This is a genomic window from Pseudomonas benzopyrenica (assembly GCF_036884265.1).
GTDB classification, from domain to species: Bacteria; Pseudomonadota; Gammaproteobacteria; order Pseudomonadales; family Pseudomonadaceae; genus Chryseomonas; species Chryseomonas benzopyrenica.
This window is the reverse complement of the sequence record NZ_CP145723.1, coordinates 1,036,710-1,062,548: the sequence shown is the minus strand read 5'-3', so window position 1 is coordinate 1,062,548 and position 25,839 is coordinate 1,036,710. Positions and strand designations below refer to the sequence as shown.

The window sequence follows — 25,839 nt, the reverse complement described above, 5'->3', positions numbered from 1 at the left end:
TCCGCCTGCCAACCAGAAATCGCGCCCAACAAAAAACCCGCCGAAGCGGGTTCTTTGTTGCGACCATCCCAACGTCCTGTCAGGCGCCATCCTGGCCTGGTCTTCGTCCGTGACCTCAGGGCTGCGCATCCTGCGCGGCTGATGGGTGTAGATTACGCATCCCACGGTGGTGGCGACATGGCCAGGTGACACCAGGACGTGTAAGCCTTTTGCCATAGCCTGGGGAACACGACGACCGCTGCCCCACCTAATGCTGACCCCTGCCGAAGACCCACCATGGCCCTCTCCACCTCCTTCGCTATCGTGCAACAGCAGATGCGCCGTGCTGCCGGCCTGGTCTGGAGCACCTCTCCCGCACTGATGATCGGCCTGTTCCTGGCGACCCTGGTCGCCGGCCTGCTGCCGGCCCTGGCCGCCTGGCTGGGACAGCGTATCGTCGATGCCGTGGTAGCGGCCATGCGGCTGCATGCCGAGCAGGGCCAGGCACCACTGTGGCCGGTACTGAAATTCGTGCTGGCCGAAGCCGGGGTGCTGGCCGCCCTGGCGGGCGCCCAGCGCCTGCTGTCGGTGCAGCAATCGCTGCTGCGGGTGCGCCTGGGGCAGACCGTGAATCTGCTGATCCTGGAAAAGGCCCAGACCCTGTCGCTGGCGCAATTCGAGGACGCGGATTTCTACGACAAACTGGTGCGGGCCCGGCGCGAGGCCTCCATCCGGCCCCTGGCGCTGGTGACCAAGTCCCTGACCCTGTTGCAGAACCTCATCTCCCTGGTCAGCTTCGCCGTGCTGCTGGTGCATTTCTCGCCTTGGGCCCTGCTGCTCCTGGTGGTGGGCGCCCTGCCGGTGTTTCTGGCCGAGGCGCGCTTTTCCGGCGATGCCTTTCGCCTGTTCAGCCGGCGTGCGCCCGAGACCCGCCGCCAGACCTATCTGGAAACCCTGCTCTCCCACGAGGCCTACATCAAGGAGGTCAAGCTGTTCGGCCTGGCGCCGCTGCTGCTGGAGCGCTATCGCACCACCTTCACCAAGCTCTATGCCGAGGACCGCCGCCTGACCCTGAGGCGTGACGGCTGGGGGTTCGTCTTTGGCCTGCTGGGCACCCTCGCCTTCTATGCCGCCTATGCCTGGGTGGTGCTCGATACCGTGCGCGGTCGCCTGAGCCTGGGCCAGATGACCCTCTATCTCACCCTGTTCCGCCAGGGTCAGGCGGCGGTCAGCGCCAGCCTGACGGCCCTGGGCGGGCTCTACGAAGACAGCCTCTACCTGAGCAATCTCTACGACTATCTGGGCCAGCCGACCAGTGCCGAGGGCGGCAGTCTCACCCTGGGCAGCCAGCCTGGCGATGGCCTGAGATTCGAAGGGGTCGGCTTCACCTATTCGGGTGCGACCGCGCCGACGCTCAAGGACATCAGCTTTCACCTGGCGCCGGGCCAGAGCCTGGCCCTGGTGGGCGCCAACGGCTCGGGCAAGACCACCCTGATCAAGCTGCTGACCCGCCTGCACAGCCCGACGCGTGGCCGTATCCTGCTCGATGGCAGCGATCTGCAGGAGTGGCAGCCGGCGGCGCTGCACAGACGCATCGGCGTCATCTTCCAGGACTTCATCCGCTACCAGCTCACCGCCGGCGAGAACCTGGGGGTCGGCGATACCGCGGCCTTCCACGACGAGACGCGCTGGCGCAAGGCGGCCGAGCAGGGCCTGGCCGACGAGGTCATCGCCGGCTTGCGCGAAGGTTACGCGACCCAGTTGGGGCGGTGGTTCCTGGGCGGTCAGGAGCTGTCCGGTGGGCAGTGGCAAAAGATCGCCCTGTCGCGCGCCTACATGCGCGAAGACGCCGACATCCTGGTGCTGGACGAACCCACCGCCGCCCTGGACGCCGCGGCCGAGGCGGTGATCTTCGAGCGCTTTCGGGCCCAGGCGCAGCAACGCATGACCCTGCTGATCTCGCACCGTTTCTCCAGCGTGCGCAACGCCGATCAGATCCTGGTGCTGGAAGACGGAGAGATCCGCGAGCGTGGCGATCACGAGGAGTTGCTGGCCAGCGGCGGCCGCTATGCCCAGCTGTTCGATCTGCAGGCCCGGGGTTATCGCTGATCGCCGGTGGCGAACTTCGCGCAGGGCGCTCTGCCCAACCTTAACAACCACTCGCGGAGGCCGCATGAACGATCAGATCAAGGAAAACCCCGACGACCTGGACATCGATCCGGACATCGCGCCCGATCCCGAAGAGCCCGTGGGCGAGAATCCGGATGACAAGCCGGTCGAGGAACGCCTGCCGCAGAAGAATCCGCGCGGTCCGGAGTACAGCTGATGAACGCCATCCTGCCGCTGCCCGAGGATGAAGATCCGGAAGGGCTGCATCCTGCGGAGCTGCCCGCGGACGAAGACGATGCGCCGCCCGTGGATCCGCTGTGACGGGTCAGGCGTAGGGTTTGCCCTCACCCCAACCCTCTCCCCGAGGGGGAGGGTGAATGGTGGCCCGTAGGTTGGGTTGAGCGCAGCGAAGCCCAACGCTTTTCGGGCCGGCACAGGTTTGTTGGGCTTCGACGATGGAGCCGTCTCAGCCCAACCTACGGATATTCCGCATCATGAAAAAGGTCCGCCATGGCGGACCTTTTCTTTGGCCTTATTTCGGGCCGGGTTGCGGTTGGTAGAGTTCGAGCAACTTGAGCGTGACGCCGTTGGTCCAGCCGAAGCCGTCCTGCAGCTCGTACTCGCCGCCGCCACCGCCCTGGCCACCAGTGAGGTCGTATTTTTCCACCAGCTTCTGCTCCCGGGCGTAGAGATTCTGCACCTGGGTCAGGAAGCGGGTGCCGATGTCCGCCGCCAGCTTGTCCTGCTGATAGCGGCGCAGGCCATCCACGGCCACCCACTGCAGCGGTGCCCAGCCATTGGGCTCATCCCATTGCTGGCCGGTCTTGACCGTGGTGGTGGCGATGCCGCCCGGACGCAGCAGCTGGTTGGCCACGGTCGCGGCGGTCTGGTCGGCGCTGCTCTGGCTGGCCGCACCCACGAACAATGGGAACAACGTCGCCGCGGTGACCTTGTCGGTGCGGCGCTTGGCCTGCCAGTCGAAGTCGGTGTAGTAGCCGGCGGGATTCCACAGGTAGCGATCGATGGCCTGCTGGCGGGTCTTGGCCTTCTGGCTGTAGGCCTGGACGCAACTGGCCTCGCCGGTCTTTTCGCAGGCCTTGGCGATGGTCTGTTCCAGGTGATAGAGCAGGCTGTTCAGATCCACCGGGGCGATGGCGGTGGTGCGGATGGTCGCCAGGGTCTTGCCATCGCCGAGCCAGCGCGAGGAAAAGTCCCAGCCACTCTCGGCACCCGCGCGCAGGTCTCGATAGACCTCGCCGGCCGGTCGACCCTTGGCCTGGGCGGCGGTGGCCAGGTCTTCCATATAGGATTCCTGGCGCGGGGTATCGCGGGCATCCCAGTAGCGATTGAGCAGGGTGCCGTCGGCCAGCTTGACCACATGGGCATTGGCCTGGCCTGCCTGCAGCCCTTCGGCGCCGGCCATCCAGTAGGCGTATTCCTTCTGCAGCTGCGGCAGATAGCGACGATAGGCGGAATCCCCTTCCAGACTGGCCTGCAGATCGACCATGTAGGCGAAGAACGGCGGCTGCGAGCGACTCAGGTAGTAGCTGCGATTGCCATTGGGGATGTGGCCGTAGACGTCGATCTCATGGGCGAAGTTGTCCACCATGTCGCGGACCAGGTCGGTGCGCCCATCCTTGGCCAGGCCCAGCATGGTGAAGTAGGAATCCCAGTAGTACACCTCGCGGAAGCGACCGCCCGGTACCACATAGGGCTTGGGCAGTGGCAACAGGCTGCTGTAGGCCGGGACCTCTTCGTAATGGCGGGTCAGTACCGGCCAGAGATCCTTGACGTGGGTGGGCAGGTCGGCGCCCGCCTTGGGCGGCTCGGCCTTGATCGGAGCGGATTCTTCGAAGTTGGCGCTGACGAAGGCCTTGAGATCGAAGCCTGGCTTGTCGCGCTGGGCCAGGTAGTCCTGGCGGATGTCGGCCGGGTTGCGCTTGGGCAGGGCATCGACGAAGTGCTTCTGGTCGGTGAACAGCTTGCCCTGCTGCACCGCGGCGAACAGCTCGGGATAGGCCTGGTCCGGCGGCACGGCGCGGGCGTTGCTGGCGTCACGCCAACTCCAGGTCGGGGTTTCCGGCTTGCTGCCCTCATGGGCGCAGGCGGCGAGAAAGGCGATGGACAGGGACAGGACGAGCATCCGCGCGGGTGGCGCAGGTGGCAGGCGTTTCATGAAGCGCTCCTTTTCTTGTCGACACGACAGCAGCCGCAACAGACGTTGCGACACGAAAGGATCGACCCTGAAGCGCCGCGACAGTTCGCCGCGACGGGCTCAGCTACCCGGGCGTAGGCGCCTCACGCTGCGCGCCAGTTCCTCCAGGCCGAAGGGCTTGCCGATGAGTTCGACGCCCTCCTCGGCCAGCTCCGGCAAGGACGCGGGATCGGCCTGGCCGGACAGATAGAGCACCGGCAGCCCGGGGGTGGTGGCCCTGGCCTGCTCGGCCAGTTGCCGGCCATCCAGCCCGGAGAGGCCGAGACTGGTCACCAGCAGATCGATGCGCAGGGTGCCCGAAGCGATGAGGGCAACCGCGGTGGCGCTGTCGGCCACCGCCAATGGGGTGTAGCCCAGTTCCGCCAGCACCTCGCCGATGATGACGCGGACCTCGCGCTCTTCCTCGACGATCAGCGCGCAGTCACCGGAGACTTCCGGCAGCACCGGGCCTTCGGCTTCGCTGGGGGTGGGCTGCACCTCGGGCTGGGCCAGCAACCGCGGCAGATAGAGACTGATGCAGGTGCCCTCGCCCACCACCGAGTGGATTTCCACCTGGCCACCGGATTGGCGGACGAAACCATAGATCATCGACAGGCCGAGACCGGTGCCGCGACCGCTGGGCTTGGTGGTGAAGAAGGGCTCGCAGGCACGTTTGAGGGTATCGGCGTCCATGCCGGTGCCGGTATCGCAGACCTGGATACGGACGAAATCACCGGCCACCGTCTCGATCGGCAAGCCGATGCTGAGGGGGCCGCTGACGTTTTCTACCCGGATGCTCAGATTGCCGCCTTCGGGCATGGCGTCGCGGGCGTTGATGGCCAGGTTGAGGATGGCGTTTTCCAACTGGTGCGGATCGCAATGCAGCAGCCAGAGGTCGGCGTCCAGCTGGACGTCCTTGCGGATCTTCTTGCCCAGGCTGTGGCGCAGCAACTCGTGCATGCCCTGCACCAGCTGACCGGCATCCACCGGGCGCGGTTCGAGCACCTGACGGCGGGCGAAGGCCAGCAGGCGCTGGGTCAGGGCAGCGGCGTTCTCGGCCGAGCGGGTAGCGGTGTCCAGATAGCGCTCCAGCTCCTGGATGCGTCCCTGCTGCACCCGCCGACGCATCAGGTCGAGCGAGCCGACGATGCCGGTCAGCAGGTTGTTGAAGTCGTGGGCGATGCCGCCGGTGAGTTGGCCGATGGCTTCCATCTTCTGCGCCTGGCGCAGTTCCTCTTCCAGGGCCACCAGCTCCTGGCTGCGCACCTCGATGCGTTCTTCCAGGTTGCGGTTGAGTTCGTCCAGGGCCTCGCGGGCCCGCACGGTTTCGCTGACGTCGCGAGAGATGGAGAGGAATTTCAGGGGGTTGCCGTCATCGCCCAGGATCGGCGTGACCACCACGTCCCACCAGCGCCGGGTGCCCTTGGCGGTGGGCGCGAGCCCGGTGAAGCGCCCAATGCCGCCGTGGCGCGCTGCCTCGATCGCGGCCAGCACCTCGTGACGCTGCCCCTCGGGCCAGAGTTCGGCCCAGAGGCGCCCCTGGAAGGGAATGAAGTCATCGATCTCCATGACCATCAGGCCGCCCGGATTCATGTATTCCAGGCGCCCTTCCAGATCGATCAGCTTGATGCAGTCGACGCTGCAGACCATGACGCTGCGCTTGAAGGCCTCGCCCTGCCAGAGTTCCGCCTCATGGCGGCGCTGCGCGGTGACGTCCAGCAGTACGCCGCCGGCCTCGCGCCGCTGGAATTGCAGGCAGCGCAACTGGCCATCGGTGCCCTGGCGCCAGGCCTCCCAGACCTGGCCCGCGGCGGGCAGCAGCCCCTCGGGCGGTGCGCTGCGACTCTGCAGCCCGCTGAGCAGCTCGGCGGGCGAAAGGCCCCGGGCCAGCGCCTCGGCGTCCCGTTCCAGCATGGCCGCACAGGCGGCATCCGCGCGCCATTCGGCGCGGCTGGGATCGTATTCGAACAGGCCGACGGCAAGGAATTGGGACATGGTGGGTAGGTGGCCGGTAGGAAAAGGAGATGTCATAACGCCATCAGAGACGGCGAACCTGTCTACGTTAACAGTTTCATCGTTTCGCTTCGCGCTGCGCTTCGACCACTGCGCCGGAAAAATTACTCACTCGGTCGCGTTTTTCTCCACGGCATAGCGCCGCTCCAGACCGCTATGGCCCAGACCGACGCCCTTGCGCACCTTGAGCTGCACCGGAATGCGTTCCTTGAGCGCCTCCACGTGGCTGATGATGCCGATGGTCTTGCCGCTGGCATTGAGCTGGTCGAGGGCATCCAGGGCGACCTCCAGGGTTTCGCCATCGAGGGTACCAAAGCCCTCGTCGAGAAACAGCGAATCGATGCCGGTGCGCTGACTGACCAGATCCGACAGGGCCAGCGCCAGAGCCAGACTCACCAGGAAGCTCTCGCCACCGGACAGGGTACGGATGTCGCGCAGGGCATCGGCCTGCCAGGTGTCGAGGATCTGCAGTTCCAGTTCCGCCGCCTGGCGCCGGATCAGCCGATAGCGGCCGTGCAGACGCATGAGCTGACCATTGGCCAGGTGCACCAGGTGATCCAGGGTCAGGCCCTGGGCGAACTTGCGGAATTTGGCGCCGTCGGCCGAGCCGATCAGGCCGTTGAGGTGCTGCCAGAGATCGTGATCGCGCTCCTGGGCGGCGATCTCGCCGAGCAGGGCCTGCAGGCCGTCCCGGCGCCGTTCGTCTTCGCGCAGGGCGGCGTTGACCTCGCCCTGGCGCTGGCCCAGCGCACGCAATTCGGCGTTGGCGGCGGCCAGTTCGGCATCCAGCTCGGCGGCGCTGCGCTCGGTCTGCGGCGCGGAGTTCAAGGTTGCCAGGCGTTCCTGCGCCGCACCGGCCAGGGCGCGAGCCTCGGTCAGGGCGGTCTCCAGGCGGCTGCGCTCCGCGGTCAGGGCGGCGTGCTCGCCTTCGTCCAGTTGCGCGGCGCGCCAGGCGTCGGCATCGGCGAAGGCACTGGCGGCCAGGGCGGCCTGCCAGCGCTCGTCGGCCTCGCGGGCCTGGCGTGTTTCACCCGCCAGCCGCTCGTGCAGCGCCTGGCGGGTCCCCTGCAGCGCCGCGCCCTGCTCGCGGCAGTCCTCCCAGGTCGTGGTGGCCTCAACGAGGACGGCGGCGGCGTCTTGCGGCGCTACCGTGGCAGGCGCGACCTCGCCAGCGCGCTGGCGCCAGGTCGCCACCAGCGGGGCAAGCGTGGCCAGGCGCTGGGCGCTGTCCTTCAAGCGCTGCTGCAACGCCTGCGCCCGTTGGCAATCGGCCTGCCAGACTCGCCATTCCTGGTCGCGCTGGGCCAGCCATTCTGCCGCGCGACGGGGTACCTCATGGCCCCAGCCGGCCAGCTCCTCGCCCAGTCGACGCTCGGCACTGGTCTGTTGCGCCTGGGCTTCGCGCTGCTCGTCGGCCCCCTCGGCCAGCGCCTGGCGAGCCCGCTCCCAGGCCGCCTCGGCCAGGGCCAGGCGCTGTTCGGCATCGGCCTGCTGGCGCGCCAGGCGCAAGGCCTCCTGGCGACTTTCCTCGCCCTGCTGGCGCAGACCATCCAGGGTGGCGAGCACCTGCTGGATGCGCGCCAGTTCCTGATCCTGACGCCGGCGTAATTCGGCCACCGCGCCGGGCGCCTCGGGATCGGCGCCCAGGGCCGTGCAACGCTGGCGCCAGAGTTCGCCCAACTGCTCCAGTTGTTGACTGGCCTCGGTCTGCTGCTCGTTGGCCTGATCGAGTTGCGCCTTGAGCGCGGCCAGGGCCTCGCTGAGCTCCTTGCCCTCCTGGGTCAGGCGCTCCAGCTCGGCCTTGGCGTCCTGCAGGGCGGTCTGGGTAGCGGAGACGTCCAGAGCGGCATAGTCGGCCACCGCGGGATGCTCGCGAGAGCCGCACAGCGGACAGGGTTCGTCGGGCTGCAATGCAGCGCGCTGGGCCTCCAGACTGCGGATGACCCGCTCCTGTTCGAGCAGCTTCTCGCGCTCGCGCACCTGCTGGGCCACTTCGCGATAGCGTCCGCGCAGGGCATCCAGGCGCACCTGATGATCGCCATGCTGGCGCTGGCGCTCGCCCTGGCTGCGGGCCAGGCGCTCCAGCTGGGTCTGCAGCTGGCGCCGACGCTCGACCAGCTGATCCAGCTGGTCCACCTCATTGACCCGGCCTAGCGCAGCCTGCCAGAGGGCGCGCCAGGCCTTTTCGTCGCGCCCGTCCAGCGCCGCCTGCCAGCGTTCAGTCTGGGCCTGCTCCGCCGCCTGGGCCTGGGTGGCTTGCTCGCGGGCGCGGGTCAGCGCCCCCTGCTGGGCCTCGCGCTCCTCGGCCAGCAACTGCAGCTGGCGGGTCTGCTCCTGCTGGCGGCGGGTCAGGCGGGTCAGGGCCTCGGCTCTTTCGTCGCGCAGCGCCAGTTGGCTGCGCCAATCGCCCAGGCGTTCGCCGAGTTCGGCATGGCGGCTACGCTCGGCCAGGCTCTCGGTCAGGTGGTGCTGCTCCTCGAGCGTACGCGCCTGCTCCGCTTCGGCCTGGCGCAGCTGTTCGCCACTGGCGCCCAGGGCCTGGGCCAGGGCGGCGTCGCGGCGACTGGCCAGGGTCTGGATGCGTTGATCGAGCTGTTCCAGCTCTTCCCGGCTGCGCTGTTCGCGGGTCTGGGCCTCGCGCCAGGCCTGTTCGATGGGCAGCAATCGCGCCGCCGGTTCGGCCGCCGCCAATCGCTGGCGCTGCGGCTCGACGGCCTCCCAGGCCTGCTGCGCCGCGGCCAGGCGCGCCTCGGCCTGCTGCTCGCCCGCCACCGCCTGCTCCAGGGCGGTCAGCCACTGGCGTTGGGTCTGCCAGGTCTTGAGGTCGGCGCCCAGCTGCTCTTCGCGCTGCGCCAGACCGAGACCCTCGGCGGCCAGCGCCTGACGGCGTTCATCGTCCAGCACCTCGACCCCCGCGACGCGCTGGCGCAGGCCGTCCAGCACGCCCTTGGCCTCCCGCGCCCGCTCGTATACCCGCTGGGAGATCTGGCCGTACACAGCGGTCCCGGTCAGCTCTTCCAGGAGTTCGGCGCGCTGGCTGGCACTGGCCTCCAGGAAGGCGGCGAAGCCGCCCTGGGCCAGCAGCATGGAGCGGGTGAAGCGCTCGAAGTCGAGGCCGGTGAGTTCTTCGGTGAGCCTGAGCTTGTCGCCGGTCTTCTCGGCGAGAATGGTCCCATCGAGCCGGGCCAGTTCAACCTTGGGTGGCTGCAGGGCGCCATCGGCCCGATCCCGCGCGCGCCTCTGACTCCAAAAGGCCCGGTAGCGCTCGCCACGCACGGCGAATTCCACCTCGGCGAGGCAGTCGCCGGTATGGCGGGTCATGAGTTCGTTGCTCTCCCCGCCCACCTTGCTCATGCGTGGGGTGCGGTGATAGAGCGCCAGGCAGATGGCATCCAGCAGGGTGGTCTTGCCCGCCCCGGTCGGTCCGGTGATGGCGAACAGGCCACTGCTGGCGAAGGGTTCGGCGGTGAAGTCGATCTTCCACTCACCCTTGAGGGAATTGAGGTTCTTCAGACGCAGGGTGAGGATCTTCATCAGGCTTTTCCAGGACGACTCGGCGAACCGCCGATTCTGGCATTGTTGGGCGCGCGCGCCCATGCCAACCGACCATTCGACCTATGGTCGTGCCCGCTGCTGAACTTGCCTCCCGCTCCGTTCTCAACAGAAAGGTACCGCCTTGCAACAACGTTTCCCGGGAGGATCCGTCGTGCGCTCACCTCTGTCTCCCTTCGATTTCCTTGGCATGCCGCTGCTGATCGGCCTGGGCATCCTGGCATTGGTCAGTTGCGGTGGTGATGACAAGACCGCTGCGCTCTGGCAGCCGCTGACAACCTGGCTGGTCTAGCGGATAAAAAGCCCGACGATCCTGGGATCGCCGGGCGGCCCCTCAAGGCATGAACACCGCCCTCATGCAGTTCTTGTCCTTGGACTTGAACAGCTCGTAGCCATAGGGCGACTCTTCCAGGCTCATCGGATGGGTGAGCAGGTAGGACGGATCCAGCTCGCCTTTCTGGATGTGCTCGAACAGCCGCTCCACATAGCGCTGCCCCGGCTGCTGACCCGACCTCAGGGTCAAGGCCTTGTTGACGATGGCGCCCATGGGAAACTTGTCGATCAAGCCGCCATAGACACCGATAACCGACACCGTACCGCCCTTGCGACAGGCGCGGATGGCCTGGCGTAGCGCCGACCCGCGCTCGGTGTGCAAGCGCAGCATCTGCTTGGTCTTGTCGTAGGCGTAATCCAACTGGGTGCCATGGGCCTCCATGCCGACGCAATCGATGCAACGATCCGGGCCGCGCCCGCCAGTCAGTTCCAGCAAGGCTTCATGGATGTTGGTGGTCTCGTAATCGAGGACGATGGCGCCGGCTTTCTCGGCCGCCAGCTGCAGGCGATCACTGAAGCGGTCGATGGCGATGACCCGCTCGGCGCCCAGCAGATAGGCGCTGCGAATGGCCATCTGGCCAACGCCACCACAACCCCAGACCGCCACGGTATCACCGGGCTGGATGTCGGCGATGTCAGCGGCATAGTAGCCGGTGGGCACGGCGTCGGACACGAACACCGCCTGGGCATCGCTGACGCCGTCGGGCACCTTGAACAGGTTGACGTCGGCATAGGGCACCCGCACGTAGGTCGCGTGGCTGCCGGCATAGCCACCGAAGGCGTGGCTGTAGCCAAAGATGCCGGAACAGGGCTGCCCGTAGGCCAGTTCGGTCATTTCAGGCTTGGGATTGCTGTTGTCGCAGCAGTTGTAATCCTCGCGCTGGCAGTGCTCGCAGTCCCCACAGCCGATGATGGAGACGGTCACCACCCGATCACCCACGGCCAGGCCCTGGTTGCGCAGGCTGCTGCCCAGCTCGACGATCTCGCCGAGGAATTCGTGGCCGATGATGTCGCCGGGTTTCATCGCCGGGACATAGCCACCCAGCAGGTGCAGGTCCGAGCCACACACCGAGGACATGATGATGCGCACGATTGCATCGCGCGGATTGAGGATCTCCGGATCCGGGACGGTTTCCACCTGTAGACGGTTGGGGGCTTGCCAGGTCAGGGCACGCATCAGTTCGCCCTCCCCGGAGTGCCGAGGCCCGCGTCGATGTCAGCCGAGGGTTCATCGGCCGGGCGAGTCACCGGCGGATGGGGCGGCGCCAGCGGGCGACCGCTGCGCGAGACCTCGGGGGTGGCGATCTCGCCGGTCTCCAGTTGCTGCTTGAGGCGGCGCAGGCCGAGGTTGACCGCCTTGCCGGTGAAGCGGCTGATGCCTTCGGTGACGGCATGACCGAGCAGGCCGGCCGGGGCTTCGCAGGCCAGCACGACCTGCACCAGGGTGCCACGGCCCTGGGGGGCGTCACTGAAGGTCAGACTGGCCTTGTGCGCCATGAAGGTGCCGGGCACGGTGCTCCACAGCAGGAACTCGTTCTCGCGGCGCTCGCTCTGCTCCAGGGTCCAGCTCAGGGTGCGTCCCAGGGGACCGGAGGCATGCCAGTGGCTGTCGCCATCGGCGCCCAGCTCGATGCGATCAACGAACGGCAGCAGCTCGCGCAGGTGCTGCAGATCGGCGCAGTAGGCGAACACCTCTTCACGCGGCTTGGCGATGGTCACGCTGCGCTGGATGGCGGTGGGATTGCGCCAGCCCCAGCGTTCGCCCAAGGCTTGCTCGAAGGGCGACGGCTGCAGTGCGGCCTTGAGTTCGCAGCGCTGGCGTACCCCGCGGCTGAGGGCCATGGCGCCCAGGGCCATCTTCACGCAGCCGGTCAGGCCACCGCGGCGCAGGCCGCCAAGGATCAGCAGACCGCCGCCGAGCAGGGAAACCACACGTTCGGTGCCCTGGACGTTGGGGACCTGGTTGTCGGAACGCTCATGGCGCGTGGCGGCGAGGGGTTGGGATAGGTCGTGCATGGGGTCTCCTCCGGTATGGGCTACATAGAGAGGGTGACCCCAGGGCGTGGGACGTTGTTCCGAAGGGGAAAATCGGCCCGATGGACGCGTTTCGCTGCGATCAGGCAGGCAACTCGCCAAGAACCTCGCGGTAAAGCCCTTCCAGGCGGGTGCGCAGCTCGTCGTCCAGGGTCTCTTCGGCCAGGCGCTGGCTGAACACGTCCAGGGGACTAAGTTCTTCCAGCGTTTCGCGCTGGGTACCCTGCAGGGTGGGCGCCACCGCGCTACGTGCGCGCCTTACCCGCAGTACCTCCAGCGGCAACTCGGCGACCAGGGCAGAGATGCGTGGCTGCAGATCGGCCAGGTAGTCGTCTCCGGTCACCACCACCTCGGCCCACACCGGGCAACCGGGGCGACCATCGGCAGCGGCCTCGATCAGCGCCGCACCCAGGGTATCGAGGCTGCCCTGCACCACGGCCAGGGGCTGGAAACAGGGCACCGCCACGGGCGTCACTCGCTCCAGGGCGGTGCCGAACTCCACCAGCAGGACCTGCTTGGCGCGCTCTTCGTCGAAACTCAGGCACAGTGGCGAACCACTGTAGCGCACCTGCTCCAGGCCGCCGACGCGCTGGGGCCGGTGGATATGGCCGAGGGCAATGTAGTCCGCCGGCGGAAAGGCGCTGGTGGGAAAGGCGTCGAGACTGCCGACATAGATCTCCCGCACCGACTCGCTGGCGCTGGCGCCCACGGTTGTCAGGTGGCCGGTGGCGATGATCGGCAGGGCCATGCCCAGCTCGGCGCGGCGCGCTTCGGCCAGACCATGCAACTCGGCATAGTGCCCCTGGATGGCCTGCTGCAGCGCCTGGCGTTTTTCATCGGCGCTTTGCCCGGCCTGGCTCTGCACCACGTCCCGTGGGCGGACGAAGGGAATGCCGCAGAGCAGCGCGCCGATCTCGCCATCGCGGCGACGCAACTCCAGCAACTGATCGGCCGGCGTCTCGCTGACGCAGGGGATCACCCGGGTGTCCAGGCAGGCCAGCAACTCGCGGGACTCGGCCAGGACCGCGGCGGAATCATGGTTGCCGCCCAGCACCACCAGGCTGGCGCCGGTACCGCGCAGGGCGACGATGAAGCAGTTGTACAGCTCGCGGGCATAGCTCGGCGGCGTGGCGGTATCGAAGATATCTCCCGCCACCAGCACCACGTCCACCCCCTGCTCCTCCACCTGGGTGACCAGCCAGGCGAGAAAGGCGCGATGCTCGGCCTCGCGGGTGCGCCCGAGAAAGTGCTGCCCCAGGTGCCAGTCGGAAGTGTGCAGCAGGCGCAGGCCGCCTTGAGCGGTGGCCTTGCGGGCGCGTCTGGGCTTGGATTTTTCCTCGGGGGCAGCGGCGGGCAGATCGAACAGCGGGAGGTTTTCCATGGGTATCGGCGGTCAGAGCGGCAAAGAGGCGCAGTATCCTCCTCCAGCTGCACCGAGGGAAATCCGCGCCGGTACGCACGGCCGAGCGGTCACTCCGCGCAGGGCCGTGCCGCGATTGCCGCATCCCTTCGCAAGCCCAGGGGAAGCAGACTCAGCAGCCCCAGCAGCGCCATCCCCAGGCCGACCCACAGCGGCGCGCGCAGGCCCTGACCGGCATCGATGGCCGCGCCACCGGCCCAGGCGCCTACCGCCAGGCCCGCGGTGATCACCGAGGTGTGCAGGGTATTGACCAGGGGCCCTGGCGTGGCCGCGGCCATGACCCGAGCGACCATGGCCGGGTTGAGCGCCACCCCGGTCAGGCCGATCAGGGCAAGGGCCAGGAGGCTGGGCGCGGCGCTGTCGGCGCAGCCGACGAACAGGGCGAAGCCCAGCGCCAGCACGGCCAGGCCGACGCCCTGCACCCTCAGGGTATGGCGATCGGCCAGCCGGCCCACCAGCAGATTGCCCAGCACGTTGGCCAGGCCATAGCCCATCAGCAACCAGGGAATGGTGGTGGGCGCGAAACCCGTCACCTGGATGAGGATGGGCGAGAAGTAGCTGAAGCCGGCGAAGGTCGCACCGATGATCAGGCCGCTGGTGAGGTAGGCCGCCCAGAGCCGGGCACTGACCAGGGTATCCAGTTCTCCGCGCAACTGCCCGGCCGCGCGCGCCGGTGAGCGGGGCACGCACAGACCGACCAGCAGGGTGCAGCAGGCCGCCAGCAGGGCGACCGCCCAGAAGCTGGCGCGCCAGCCGGCCTGCTGCTCGATCAATACCGTACCCGGCACGCCAAACACCGGCGCCAGCATGAGTCCGGACAGGATCAGCGAGGCTGCCCGACCGCGACGATCCGGCGTGACTAGGTTGGCGCCCAGGGTCAGGCACAGCCCTATGCTGGCGGAGCTGGCGACGCCCATGAGCACCCTGCCTGCTGCCATCACCGGATAATTGGCCGCCAGCGCGGCCACCACGGCGCCCACCAGATAGAGCGACAGCAGCCATAGCAGCGCCGACTTTTCCGCCAGGCGCAGGGCCAGCAACAGCAGGGTCAGGGGTGGGCCGCCCAAGGCCATGCCCAGGGCATACCAGGAGATCAGATAGCCGATCTGGCCGATGGAGACGCCGAGATCAGCGGCCAATGTCGGCATCATGCCGGCGACCATAAATTCGGCGGTGGTCAGCGCGAAGATGGTGAGGGCCAGCAGATAGATGAGACGAGGGATGGCGGGTGGGGCATTCATGACAGGCGGAGGATTCCAGAAAAGCGGACAGGAGCGGCGGTAGCGGGCCGGACGGGCGGACTGATCCCGCGTGTCTCGGAGGTGGGGCTGGGTTTGATAGGCGCCGGAGGTCGTGCGCCAAGGCGGGCACCTTAGTGGCTGCGCGGTCGCCCGGTCAAACGTGGGGCCGCCTGGCTAGAGGCGGAAATCCTCGGCGATCAGCCCGGCCAGAGAGGCGCAGGCGGGGCTGCGTTCGCCCGGTGGCGAGGCCAACCGCAGTTCGTGCACCGGCAGTTGTACAAAGCCCTCCTCTGGCGTCAATTCGCGCATCGGCGGGGTCATGCGCGCCCGGTCGGTGATGGCCACGGCCTGGCCCAGTTCGACCGCCGCTTCCAGCGCCGACGAGGCGGCGCTGGTCACCACCGCGTGCCAGCGCCGGCCCTGGCGGATCAGCAGATCGATGCCCAACTCGCGATAGCTGCAGCCTTCGCCGTGCAGCGCCAGAGGCACGCTAGCGTCCGGGCTCAGTTGCAGACCGGGACCGGCGACCCACACCGGCTGGGTATGGCCGAACAGCTGGCCATCCGCCCGGTCGGTGCGCGGCGGCCCCACCAGCAGCGCCAGGTCCAGCAGCCCTTGGCCAAGCCAGCGGCGGAGCTGGCCGCTATTGCCGGTAAGCACTTCGAGAACGATGCCAGGATGCTCGCCCTGCAGGCGCGGGAAGACAGCCTTGAGCAGGCGCGCGGCATAGTCCTCGGCCACACCCAGGCGCACCTCGCCCACCACCGGCTGCCCCGTGAGACCGGCGAGGATGCGGTCGTGGGCCTGCAGCAGCTCGGCGGTCTCCAGCAGTACGCGACGTCCGAGCGGGGTCAGGGTCACGGCCTGGTTGTCGCGTTCGAACAGCCGGCCGCCGGTCTGCTCTTCCAGCCGGCGGATCTGGCTGCTCACCGCCGAGGGGCTGCGGTTGAGCTGCAGCGAGGCGGCGCGAAACTGCCCCAGCCGGACGATGGTATGGAAGGTGCGCAGGACGTCGATATCGAGGGGAGCAGGCATGATGCACTTTTATCGAAGAATAGCTGCATGTAATGTCGTTTGATTGTATTACCACCCCGGTCCAGGCTCAAGGCATCCTGTCACCTGGAGTCCGGTCATGTCCCCTGCGCTGTCTTCTCCGTTGTTGCGTCAATTCGCCCTGGTGCTGTGCTGGAGCGCCGGTTTCGTCGGTTATCGCTATGCAGCGGACCAGGCCCCTACCCTGCTGGTGACCTTCTGGCGCCTGCTGCTGGCCGCCCTGCTGTTGCTGCCGTTCGCCTGGACCGAGGTGCGGCGATTACCCCTGAAGATCATCGGCCAGCAGGCGGGTATTGGCGTCCTGGCCTTCGCCGGAGTGGTAGGGCCGGCGGCCAAGGCCATCGAACTGGGCGTCTCGCCCGGGCTGGCGGCGCTGCTCTCGGATCTGTCGCCGCTGTTGGTGGCCTTGGGCTGCTGCCTGCTGCCGGGCCAGCGTACCAACGGGCGTCAGTGGCTCGGCCTGGGGCTGGGCCTGGCCGGGGTCCTGCTCGCGACCGGTGCGGGACTGGGGCTGGGCGTGGCGCCTGCCTGGGCCTATGCCCTGCCCCTGGGCAGCGCCCTGGCCCTGGCGCTGGCGACCCTGGTGCAGAGTCGCCTGCCGCCCAGTCGCCTGGCCCTGCGGACCCAGCTGTTCATCCAGCTCGCAGCCAGTAGCCTGGTGATGCTGGGAGTGGCCGGAGTGGAAGGCCCGCTGACTCCACCGCTGACCCTTGGCTTCGCCCTGGCGGTTCTGTGGCTGCTGATCCCGACCCTGCTCGGCTTCGGCCTCTACTGGCTGTGCCTGCGCCAGGGCAGCCCCCAGGCGGTGAGTGGCGCCCTCTATCTCAGCCCGCCGGTGGCGCTGCTGTGGGCCTGGGCCTGCTTCGACGAACCTCTGGCCCCGGGCATGCTACTGGGCCTGCTGTTCGCCCTGGCGGGGCTGCTGTGCCTGAATGCCGCGGAGCGGAGCGGCCGCCTGGAGCCGGCACTGGGCAGATGAGGGTCTCCAGAACGCGATGCTGACGGCTGTCAGCATCGTCATGCGCCTCGTTCGATACGAGGCGCGCCCATGCTCACTCCTTTTCGTCAGCCTGCTCGTCGTGATCCTTGAGCGCAGGCTTCTTACCTGGTTGCGGCGCGTGCTCGGCGTCGGGGGCGATGTCCTCGCCATGATGCTTTTTCTCTTGCTGCACTTTCTTGTCGTGGGCGACGTTGCGTGGATCGGTCATGGGATTTCCTTGGCTTGGTAGGTCATTCGGATCCCCATCGACGCATCATGCGGGCGGTGTTGCACCGGGGGTAATGTTTCGAGCGGGACGGCGCGCAGCCGTTCCAGCTCACCGACGAAACACTCCGAAGTAGGCCATGCAGGCGTTTTCTTGGCGGTTGTCATTGCCTAGCGGCGTACCGACAGGCTAGTACTTCAACCGCCGCTCTTTGGACGGCGGATAGCCGAAATAGGCCGAGTATCTCTTGCTGAAATGGGTGACCGAGGTGAAGCCGCAGGCCACCGCCACCTCCAGCACCGACAGGGTGGAGTGCTGCAGCAGGCGCCGCCCTTCGGTGATGCGCAACTCCAGGTAGTAGCGCATGGGCGCGGTGTCGAGCTGCTCGCGGAACAGCCGCTCGACCTGCCGCCGCGAGCGACCGGCGTAGTCGCACAGTTGCTCGATGGTCAGGGGCTCCTCGATGTTGGCCTCCATCAGGGTCACCACCTCGCGCAGCGGCGGGGTCATCTGCACCTTGAGCGTCGGATTGACCTGGCGGAAGCGCGACTCCTCGAAGGCCAGGATATTGACCAGGCCATCGGCCAGGGCACTGCCGCACTGGGCGCCGATCCATTCGAGAAAGAGGTGGAAGGCGCCGCTGGGGCTGGCGGCGGTGAGGCGGTCGCGATCCAGCACATGGCTTTCCGCCGAGGTCTTGCAACCACGCACCCGCTCGCTGAAGGCGCCGCGGTGCTCGGGATGGATGGCGCAGCGATAGCCGTCCAGTACCCCGGCCTGACCCAGTTGCCAGGCGCCATTCCACAGGCCGCACAGGGTGACCTGCTGCTTGGCGGCGCGCAGCAGCAGCGCCTTGAGCCGCGGATCCAGCTCCAGCGGTGTCCGCAGCCCGCCGCAGACCACCAGCAGGTCGAAGCGGGCCTGCTCCACGGCGCGGTAGTCGCCATCCGGACGGATGACGATGCCGAGGTCGCTGAGCACCTCGGCGCCGGTCGGGCTGTAGGTCTGGGTGGCGAAGGTCCCGGCGGCCAGCAGGTTGGCGGTCACCAGGGTATCCAGCGCCTGGGTGAAGGACGGCAGGGAGAAGTGATCGAGCAGGATGAAGCCGACCAGCCGGGAAAACTCCGGTCGCGGCCGCGTCGACTGCAACTGCAGGTAGTTCTTGCCCTGGATACCGCTACCAAAGGTTCTTGAATCGATCACACTGTGCTGCCTTCTCCGACCTTGGGCTCATGCTAGCCGAAAGCTGCCTTCTCGCCTGGCGAGAGAACCGCCACCAACCTTGTCGCAAGCGACCTGCTCCGTGCGCCCATCGCGTTGTGGACGGGCACCCGACTGGCGCAATCAGCCTACCGATTTCAGCGGGATCGGCCCCCGCAACCGTTCCAGCATGGTCGCGCAGTACCAGTCGTCGAACTGGCAGACGCCGTTCTCGGCGACTTCCGAGTAAGGGCCGGGCTCGTAGGACGGCGAATTCACCCCGGCCTGGGTGCCTTCCACCAGCCGGCGATCCTGGTCGTTGGTGGCGATCCAGACCTTGGTCAGGCGCTCCAGGTCATAGTCCACCCCTTCCACGGCGGACTCGGGCACCAGCCACTTGGTGGTCACCAGGGTTTCGTTGGGGCCGAGTGGCAACACGCGGAAACTCAGGGCGTGATCGCCGAGGAAGTGGTTCCAGGTGGAGGGGTAGTTGAAGTACAGCAATGCGCCGATGTCCGGCTCGCCACTCTGGTCCAGGCGCCCGGCCACGGCTGGCTTGCCGTCCAGGGTGTAGCTCACCGCACCGGCCGACAGTGGGATGCGGGTCATGCGGAAGCGGCCATGAATGTCCATCACCAGCTTGCTCGGCATCCCGGCGCGCTCGCAGCGGGCCCAATGGGCGGCCAGCTCGGGATCGTCCTCGCTACCGACGCCGGCCACCGAGAGGTTCTCGACGAAGGAGTTCATCAACTCAGGATGAGTGCCGTCGCAGTGGTAGCACTCGCGGTTGTTCTCGAATACCAGCTTCCAGTTGCCGCGCTCGATCAGGTCGGACGTGAAGGCGACCTTGCAGTGGTCGAGGAAGTGCGGCGCGATGAAGGGTTTGACCGCCGTGCGGAAGGATTCGAAGTCCGGCGCCTTGGCCGCGACGCAGACATAGATGAAGCTTTCCACCACCTCGACATGTACCGGCTTGAGGCCGTATTGGGTCTTGTCGAAATCGGCACCCATGTTGCCGGCGAACAGCAGGTTGCCGTCCAGCTCGTAGGTCCACTTGTGATAGGGGCAGACCAGTTTGGCCGCTTTGCCCCGCTCGTGCTCGCAGACCTTGGCGCCGCGATGGCGACAGGCGTTGTGGAAGGCGCGTACCTGACCGTCCTTGCTGCGCACCACCGCCACTGGATAGTCGCCGATCTGCAGGGTGAAGTACTGGCCGGGCTTGGCGATCTCGAAGGTGTGACCGGCGAAGACCCAATCGCGGTGCCAGAGCTGTTCGAGATCCTGGCGATAGACATCGGGATCGCTGTACAGCTCACGGGGCAGCGAGTGCCGGGGTTGGCGTCGCGCGATCAGGTCGATGACGGCTTGCGTGGGGGTCATGGTCAGGTGTCCTCAGAAGTCAGGTCGAGAGCGGAGTCGGTTGGGCTGTTGTTGTTCTTGGACGGCGTAGCGACGCTCGAAACGCAAGGGCGGTCGTCGCGGACTGGCAGGCGACGAGGCAGGCCTGAGGTGGCTTCGGGGACAACGCTGATGGTCGCAGCCTAGGCCGCGGCCCGCCCCCGTCACAAACGACATTTCGGGCGGGTAAAGCATGCGCTGAGGTTATCGATCCCAGGGGGTGAACAGCGGCGCCAAGGCCTCGATGGCCAGGGGCGAATGCTCCAGTTCCAGCACGGCACGCTTCAGCGCGGCACGGGCGCCGGCATCGAGGTTCTGCCCGGCGAACAGCTCGAACTTGGCCTCGATATCGGCCAGGGTCAGCGGTTGCTGCGGATCGCCCAGGGCCGCGGTGATGGGTGAGGTGAAGACTTCGCCGTTGCTCAGGCGCACGGTCACCCGCGAGAGAATCTCCTCCGGGAAGCGCGCCGACAGGTCCGCCGCTTCGACGATCTCGATCCGCGCGCTCACCGCGAGGATGTCCGGCGCGTCGATCGCCGCCCCGGTGACCTCTTGCGGTCCGACCCGGCCGCGGGCGATCAGCGCCGCCAGCGGGAAGGCCAGGGCGTACTGGGCCTCGTCGGCATTGGCCGGGCGCTGCCCCTGCAGGCAACTGGATTCCTGGAAGGTCTCCACCCGCACGCTGGCCACCGACTCAGCGCAGAGCTGCGGATGCTCGGCGCGCAGCCGGGTCATGGCGGTGAGCGCCGGCTGCGCCCAGCGACACACGGGCCAGGGCTTGAAGTACTGGGCATCGATCTCCCAGCGGTGGCCCAGGTCGCGCCAGAAAGGACTGGCGGACTCGGCTTCGAGGGTTTCCGCCGGCGCCCCGGTGACGCCCTCGCGGGCCAGCAGCAGGGCATTGAGGCCGTTATAGGCGCCGGCGCCATGGGCATCGCGCAGCATGGTGGGATGCTCGATCAGCCGCATCATCGGGCAACGAGCCGCGAAGTATTCGGCGATCCCCAGGGCATGGCGAAAGGTGGTCTCGTCCAGCCCCAGCAGGCGGGCTCCGCCACAGACCACGCCAAGGCCGGAGAAGCCACCGGAGGCATGGTAGGTCGGCGAGGTGGCCATCAGGGCGACGCCCGCGCGCAGACCGGTCTCGTAGCCGAGGCACAGGGCTTCGAGCAGCTCGCGGCCACTGATCGTCCGCCCCTGGGCGTGCAGGGCGTCGGCCAGGGCCAGCAGCGCTGGGACCACGGTGGCGCCGGCATGGCCCTTGGAGGTGAAGTGGCCTTCGTGGGCGTCCAGGCTGTCGGCGGTGAAACCGCCCGCCCAGCCCGCGCCCAGCAGATTCACCGGGGTGCCATCGAAGGGCAACCGGGCAAGGAACTCGCCGCCGGGATAGTGCTTGCGCGCATAGCCATAGAGGGTCTGGCTGGTAGCGTTGGAGACCGCCCCGGCCATGGTGCCGAGGATGTCCAGCAGGCTCTTCTGCAGGATGGCCCGGGTGTGGGCGGGTACCTGGTCGAGGGTGAAGGCTTGGCAAAAGGCGTATAGCGACATCCGCGGGCTCCTTGTTGTTGTCTGCCGAAGTCGGCCGGCAACAGACAATGAGTCAGGGTCACGCCGCAGCTCCAACGACCTTTTCGCCGGGAAAAGGATAACCGCAGGTCAGGCGGGCGCTCGCCCGAGGCGACCGAGCAGCCACTGCTGGAAGCGCCGCACCGCCTCGCTGTCTTCCGCGTCCTCGCGGATCGACAGGTAGTGGCGGCTGTTGCGCAGCACCACCTGCTCCTGGATCGGTCGCACCAGCTGGCCCTGCTCCAGCAGCGCCGCCACCAGATGATTCCAGCCCAGGCTGATGCCCTGGTGGGTCAGCACCATGCCAATGATCAGATTGTAATCGTTGGCATTGAACAGCGGCGGACTGTCCGCCGGACGCTCGTCCAGATCCACCCCCTGGAAGGCCAGCCACACCCCCCAGTCGACGTGCTCGGCCACCTGGGAGCGACCATAGGGACTGAGGTTGAGCAGGGCCGCGTCACGAACCCCTTCGAGGGTACTGATCTGCGGATGGCGTTCGAGATACAGCGGCGAGCACACCGGATAGATGATGTCGTGGAACAGCGCCGTACTGCGATAGCCATCGCGCACCTTGGGCATCTTGGTGATGAAGACGTCCGGCTGCACCCCGGGCTCCATGGCCAGGAAGTTCTGGGTGGTGACCAGATTCAGTTCGATCTCGGGATGGCTGGCGAAGAAGTCCGGCAGATGCTGGGACAGCCACAGCGCCGAGAAGGCCGGCGAGCAGCACAGGGTCAGCATGTGCCTGGCGGTCTGGTTGCTGCGGATGCGCTCGGCGGCTTGGGCGATGTTGACGAAGGATAACTGGGCCGCATCGAAGAACAGCTCGCCCGCCGGAGTCAAGGCCACCGCCCGCCCGACCCGGCTGAACAGCTGGGCACCGAGATAGCCCTCCAGCTCGCGGATCTGCCGGCTGATCGCCGCCTGGGACACGCACAGCGCCTCGGCGGCCCGGGTGAAGCTTGCGTACTTGGCCGCCGCGACAAAAGCCTTCACCGCGCGCAACGACGGCATCTTCAGCAGCAGCGTATCGGGATCGACGGGTTTGGACATCGTGACTCTCGATGAGCGGAAAAAGAGCTGGCAGCCATTATTGGCCGCGACCACCCGACCTTAGAGCCCCTGGAGACAGCCGGCATATCTCACGGCGACACCCCTGACGCGCTCAGCGAAATCATAACGTGACGTTATCAAATCGCGGCTGGAAATGTTGTTGGATTTGCCCGGGGTCAGCTTATAGATTTGCTGAAAAGCCCCGTTCCGAGGGCCACAAGAACAACAAGAAGGGACCGCCGTCGTGAAGACAGACACCCATTACCTCTGCCCAGCATCTCTCATCAATCAGAACTGCACAGCGGTGGTGACTGCCTGTGCTGGGCGCGAAGGAGGCATGGCATGACCCGCTCCGACGAAATCATCTCGGTCCGCAACATCTACAAGGTGTTCGGCTCCCAGGCGGATACCGCCATGGCACTGGTCAGGGCGGGGGCTTCCAAGGCGGAGGTGTTCGAGCAGACCGGTCAGGTCATCGGCGTCTTCGATGCCAGCTTCTCGGTCATGCGCGGCGAGATCTTCGTGATCATGGGCCTCTCCGGCTCGGGCAAGTCCACCATGGTGCGACTGTTCAATCGCCTCATCGAGCCCACCGCCGGCGCCATCTTTCTCAACGGTCGGGAAATCACCGGGCTAAACGACAAGGACCTGCTGCAGGTACGGCGCAAGGACATGGGCATGGTGTTCCAGTCCTTCGCTCTGATGCCGCATATGACGGTGCTGGAAAACGTCGGCTTCGGTCTGCAGATCAGCGGCGTCGCCGAGAAGGAGCGCAACAGCCGCTCCATCACCGCGCTGCGCCAGGTGGGCCTGGCCGGCCAGGAATACTGCTATCCGCACCAGCTCTCCGGCGGCATGCAGCAACGCGTGGGCCTGGCCCGGGCGCTGGCCAACGATCCGGCCATCCTGCTGATGGACGAAGCCTTCTCCGCCCTCGATCCGCTGATCCGCCACGAGATGCAGGGCGAGCTGATCAAGCTGCAGCAGCAGCAGGACCGCACCATCATCTTCATCTCCCACGACATCGAGGAAGCGGTCCGTATCGGCCACCGCATCGCCATCATGGAAGGCGGCCGCGTCGTGCAAATCGGCACCCCGCGCGAGTTGCTGTGCAATCCGGCCAACGACTACGTGCGCACCTTCTTCAATGGCTTCGATTCCAGCCGCATCCTCAAGGCCGGCGACATCGCCCAGCGGGATGCGCAGATCGTCTATATGCCCGGTCGCGAAACCCCGATCACGGCGGACACGCCGATCAAGGACATCTTCGGCACCGTGGCCCGGGCCAGCGCGCCGGTGCCGGTCGTGGACGCCGCCGGCGCCTATCAGGGCTGCATCTCCCAGGGTCGCCTGCTGAGCTATCTCGGCGGCCACTGATCGCTGTTTTCCTTTGTTGAGGGCGCGCAGGCGCGCCGGAGGCCCCGCTCATGTCCGATTTCAGCATTCTCGATCCCTTCAAGACGATCACCGTTCCGGTGGGCTCCTGGGTGGAAGCCGCGTTGCGCTATCTGGTGCACAACTTTCGCGAGGTGTTCCGCTCCATCCGCTGGCCGGTGGACCAGGTCCTGGACGGCATTCAGGCCGCGCTGATGTCGGTGCCACCGACCGTGTTCATCCTGCTGGCCGCCCTGCTCGGCTGGCAGATCGGTGGTCGCCGCATAGGCATCCTGACCCTGGCCATGCTCACCGCCCTGGGGCTGATCGGCGTGTGGAACGATGCCATGGTCACCCTCGCCCTGGTGCTCACCTCCCTGGTGTTCTGCGCGGTGATCGGCATCCCGCTGGGCATCCTCAGCGCCCGCAGCAATCGCCTGGAAATGTGCATCCGCCCACTGCTGGACGCCATGCAGACGCTGCCGGCCTTCGTCTACCTGGTGCCGGTGGTGATGCTGTTCGGCATCGGCAACGTGCCGGGGGTCATCGTCACCATCATCTTCTCGCTGGCACCGCTGGTGCGCCTGACCAATCTGGGCATCCGCCAGGTGCCGGAAGACAAGATCGAGGCCGCCCGTGCCTTCGGCTGCACGCCCTGGCAGATGCTGGTCAAGGTTCAGCTGCCGCTGGCGGCGCCGACCATCATGGCCGGGGTCAACCAGACCCTGATGCTGGCGCTGTCGATGGTGGTGGTGGCCTCGATGATCTCGGTCGGCGGCCTCGGTCTCATGGTTCTCAGCGGCATCGGTCGCCTGGACATGGGGCTGGCCAGCGTCGGCGGTATCGGCCTGGTGCTGCTGGCGATCTTCCTCGACCGCTTCACCCAGGCCATGGGCGAGCGCAGCGCCCACCAGGCCACCGGCCAACGCTGGTACCACAGCGGCCCGGTCGGTCTGCTGGTGCGCCTGGTCGGCAAGAAAAAAGCGCTGCCGCAGCCGGTTACCCCTTGAACGTGCCTTTCACCTAAAAAAACCAACACTCACAGCGACAGGTGATTCATGAATCTATCCGCATGCAAGAAAGCGCTCCTGACCGGCTTCGCCGCCTCCCTCCTAGGTCTGGCCCTGAGCGGCGCCGTCCATGCCGCTAGCGCCGACCAACCCGGCGCCGGGGTGAAAGTCACGCCGATCTTCCCCACCATCGCCGAAGAACGCTTTCGCGGCGAGATCGCCATCGCCGGCCTCAAGGCGCTGGGCTATGACGTCAAGGCCCCCAAGGAGACCGACTACCCGGCGCTGTTCCTGGCGCTGTCCTACGGCGACGCCGACTTCACCGTGCACATGTGGGAACACATGCACCAGGCCTTCTATGACAAGGCCGGCGGCGACGACACCATGGTCAAGGCCGGTAACGTGATGCCAGGCGTGCTGCAGGGCTTCATGATCGACAAGAAGACGGCCGACCAGTACCACATCAAGGACATCTCGGACTTCAAGAAGCCGGAAATCGCCAAGCTGTTCGACAGCAATGGCGACGGCAAGGCCGACCTTACCGGCTGCAACCCCGGCTGGGGCTGCGAGGTGATCGTCGAGCACCAGCTCAAGGCCTATGGCCTGAACGACACCGTCACCGACAACCGCGGCTCCTATTTCGCGTTGATGGCCGACACCATCCAGCGCTACAAGGACGGCAAGCCCATCTTCTACTACACCTGGGTGCCGCAGTGGATCTCCAGCGTGCTGGTGGAAGGCCGGGACGTTGTCTGGCTACCAGTGCCCTTCACCTCGCTGCCCGACGGCAAGAACGACGTGAACACCACCTTCGAGGGCAAGAACCTGGGCGCTCCCATCGACAACGTCGTGGCGGTGATCAACAAGGACTTCGCCAGGAAGAACCCCGCCGCGGTCAAGTTCCTCTCGGAGCTGAAGATCGCCACCGCCGACGAAAGCGCCCAGAACCTCAAGATGCAGAACGGCGAGAAGTCGCTGGACGACATCAAGCGTCAGGCCGCCGAGTGGATCAAGGCGCACCAGGCCGAGTGGGACCGCTGGCTGGCGGACGCCCGCGCCGCTGGGCAGAAGTGATCGCCTAGACGGCGCCAGCGCGCCGTGA

At 67.0% G+C, this 25,839-nt stretch carries 20 protein-coding genes; 7 read left to right on the top strand and 13 right to left on the bottom strand.

What is annotated here, in order from left to right:
- Positions 1 to 276: 276 nt before the first annotated feature.
- Entirely contained in the window at positions 277 to 2,088 is a 1,812-nt protein-coding gene (locus V6W80_RS04935; protein ID WP_257704109.1) for an ABC transporter ATP-binding protein, read from the top strand.
- 64 nt (positions 2,089 to 2,152) lie between these two features.
- The gene (locus tag V6W80_RS04930; RefSeq protein WP_338546016.1) at positions 2,153 to 2,305 is read left to right on the top strand and encodes a hypothetical protein; all 153 of its coding nucleotides are present in this window, start codon (positions 2,153 to 2,155) and stop codon (positions 2,303 to 2,305) included.
- A 315-nt stretch (positions 2,306 to 2,620) separates the two neighbouring features.
- On the opposite strand, the gene treA is transcribed toward V6W80_RS04930, so the two are convergent.
- The 3 genes from treA to V6W80_RS04915 all read right to left on the bottom strand — a co-directional run bounded on the left by treA (position 2,621) and on the right by V6W80_RS04915 (position 9,829).
- Entirely contained in the window at positions 2,621 to 4,264 is a 1,644-nt protein-coding gene (gene treA, locus V6W80_RS04925; RefSeq protein WP_064308619.1) for an alpha,alpha-trehalase TreA, read from the bottom strand.
- Between the two features lie 99 nt (positions 4,265 to 4,363).
- Positions 4,364 to 6,277, bottom strand: a complete 1,914-nt coding sequence (locus V6W80_RS04920; RefSeq protein ID WP_184291742.1) for an ATP-binding protein — start codon at positions 6,275 to 6,277, stop codon at positions 4,364 to 4,366.
- Positions 6,278 to 6,403: 126 nt separating this feature from the next.
- On the bottom strand, positions 6,404 to 9,829 hold the full coding sequence (locus V6W80_RS04915) for an AAA family ATPase (protein WP_338546014.1): 3,426 nt from the start codon (positions 9,827 to 9,829) through the stop codon (positions 6,404 to 6,406).
- 172 nt (positions 9,830 to 10,001) lie between these two features.
- Between V6W80_RS04915 and V6W80_RS04910 the strand changes: the two genes are divergently transcribed.
- On the top strand, positions 10,002 to 10,139 hold the full coding sequence (locus V6W80_RS04910; RefSeq protein WP_156522344.1) for a hypothetical protein: 138 nt from the start codon (positions 10,002 to 10,004) through the stop codon (positions 10,137 to 10,139).
- A gap of 42 nt (positions 10,140 to 10,181) precedes the next feature.
- Here the strand turns inward: V6W80_RS04910 and V6W80_RS04905 are convergent, their stop codons facing one another.
- The 5 genes from V6W80_RS04905 to V6W80_RS04885 form a co-directional block, all read right to left on the bottom strand.
- On the bottom strand, positions 10,182 to 11,357 hold the full coding sequence (locus V6W80_RS04905) for a zinc-dependent alcohol dehydrogenase (RefSeq protein WP_064308622.1): 1,176 nt from the start codon (positions 11,355 to 11,357) through the stop codon (positions 10,182 to 10,184).
- A complete protein-coding gene (locus V6W80_RS04900; protein ID WP_338546011.1) occupies positions 11,357 to 12,196 on the bottom strand; it encodes an SRPBCC family protein in 840 nt (279 codons plus the stop codon). Before V6W80_RS04900 ends, V6W80_RS04905 begins: the two co-directional genes overlap by 1 nt.
- Positions 12,197 to 12,296: 100 nt before the next feature.
- Positions 12,297 to 13,502: an exonuclease subunit SbcD gene (gene sbcD / locus V6W80_RS04895; protein ID WP_338547348.1), complete on the bottom strand. Its 1,206-nt coding sequence runs from the start codon at positions 13,500 to 13,502 to the stop codon at positions 12,297 to 12,299.
- A gap of 182 nt (positions 13,503 to 13,684) precedes the next feature.
- The gene (locus V6W80_RS04890) at positions 13,685 to 14,875 is read right to left on the bottom strand and encodes an MFS transporter (RefSeq protein ID WP_338546009.1); all 1,191 of its coding nucleotides are present in this window, start codon (positions 14,873 to 14,875) and stop codon (positions 13,685 to 13,687) included.
- 174 nt (positions 14,876 to 15,049) lie between these two features.
- Positions 15,050 to 15,910, bottom strand: a complete 861-nt coding sequence (locus tag V6W80_RS04885) for a LysR family transcriptional regulator (protein ID WP_017640949.1) — start codon at positions 15,908 to 15,910, stop codon at positions 15,050 to 15,052.
- Positions 15,911 to 16,007: 97 nt separating this feature from the next.
- Here V6W80_RS04885 and V6W80_RS04880 point away from each other — a divergent pair, with 97 nt between their 5' ends.
- Positions 16,008 to 16,907, top strand: coding sequence for a DMT family transporter (locus V6W80_RS04880; RefSeq protein WP_338546007.1), 900 nt, complete (start codon positions 16,008 to 16,010; stop codon positions 16,905 to 16,907).
- Positions 16,908 to 16,980: 73 nt separating this feature from the next.
- On the opposite strand, the gene V6W80_RS04875 is transcribed toward V6W80_RS04880, so the two are convergent.
- The 5 genes from V6W80_RS04875 to V6W80_RS04855 form a co-directional block, all read right to left on the bottom strand.
- Entirely contained in the window at positions 16,981 to 17,136 is a 156-nt protein-coding gene (locus V6W80_RS04875) for a hypothetical protein (protein ID WP_085984310.1), read from the bottom strand.
- Positions 17,137 to 17,322: 186 nt separating this feature from the next.
- Positions 17,323 to 18,336: a GlxA family transcriptional regulator gene (locus V6W80_RS04870; protein WP_093250807.1), complete on the bottom strand. Its 1,014-nt coding sequence runs from the start codon at positions 18,334 to 18,336 to the stop codon at positions 17,323 to 17,325.
- A gap of 141 nt (positions 18,337 to 18,477) precedes the next feature.
- On the bottom strand, positions 18,478 to 19,713 hold the full coding sequence (locus tag V6W80_RS04865; RefSeq protein ID WP_338546006.1) for an aromatic ring-hydroxylating oxygenase subunit alpha: 1,236 nt from the start codon (positions 19,711 to 19,713) through the stop codon (positions 18,478 to 18,480).
- 222 nt (positions 19,714 to 19,935) lie between these two features.
- Positions 19,936 to 21,279, bottom strand: a complete 1,344-nt coding sequence (locus V6W80_RS04860; RefSeq protein WP_338546005.1) for an MmgE/PrpD family protein — start codon at positions 21,277 to 21,279, stop codon at positions 19,936 to 19,938.
- Between the two features lie 108 nt (positions 21,280 to 21,387).
- Positions 21,388 to 22,353 carry a LysR substrate-binding domain-containing protein gene (locus V6W80_RS04855; RefSeq protein WP_184291756.1) on the bottom strand — a complete coding sequence of 322 codons (966 nt, stop codon included), beginning with the start codon at positions 22,351 to 22,353 and terminating at the stop codon, positions 21,388 to 21,390.
- Positions 22,354 to 22,695: 342 nt separating this feature from the next.
- Between V6W80_RS04855 and V6W80_RS04850 the strand changes: the two genes are divergently transcribed.
- The 3 genes from V6W80_RS04850 to proX are packed head-to-tail and all read left to right on the top strand — an operon-like array spanning position 22,696 to position 25,811.
- Positions 22,696 to 23,730: a quaternary amine ABC transporter ATP-binding protein gene (locus V6W80_RS04850; RefSeq protein WP_184291758.1), complete on the top strand. Its 1,035-nt coding sequence runs from the start codon at positions 22,696 to 22,698 to the stop codon at positions 23,728 to 23,730.
- 50 nt (positions 23,731 to 23,780) lie between these two features.
- Positions 23,781 to 24,737: a glycine betaine/L-proline ABC transporter permease ProW gene (proW, locus tag V6W80_RS04845; RefSeq protein WP_257704134.1), complete on the top strand. Its 957-nt coding sequence runs from the start codon at positions 23,781 to 23,783 to the stop codon at positions 24,735 to 24,737.
- 48 nt (positions 24,738 to 24,785) lie between these two features.
- On the top strand, positions 24,786 to 25,811 hold the full coding sequence (gene proX / locus V6W80_RS04840; RefSeq protein ID WP_338546003.1) for a glycine betaine/L-proline ABC transporter substrate-binding protein ProX: 1,026 nt from the start codon (positions 24,786 to 24,788) through the stop codon (positions 25,809 to 25,811).
- Positions 25,812 to 25,839 lie beyond the last annotated feature (28 nt).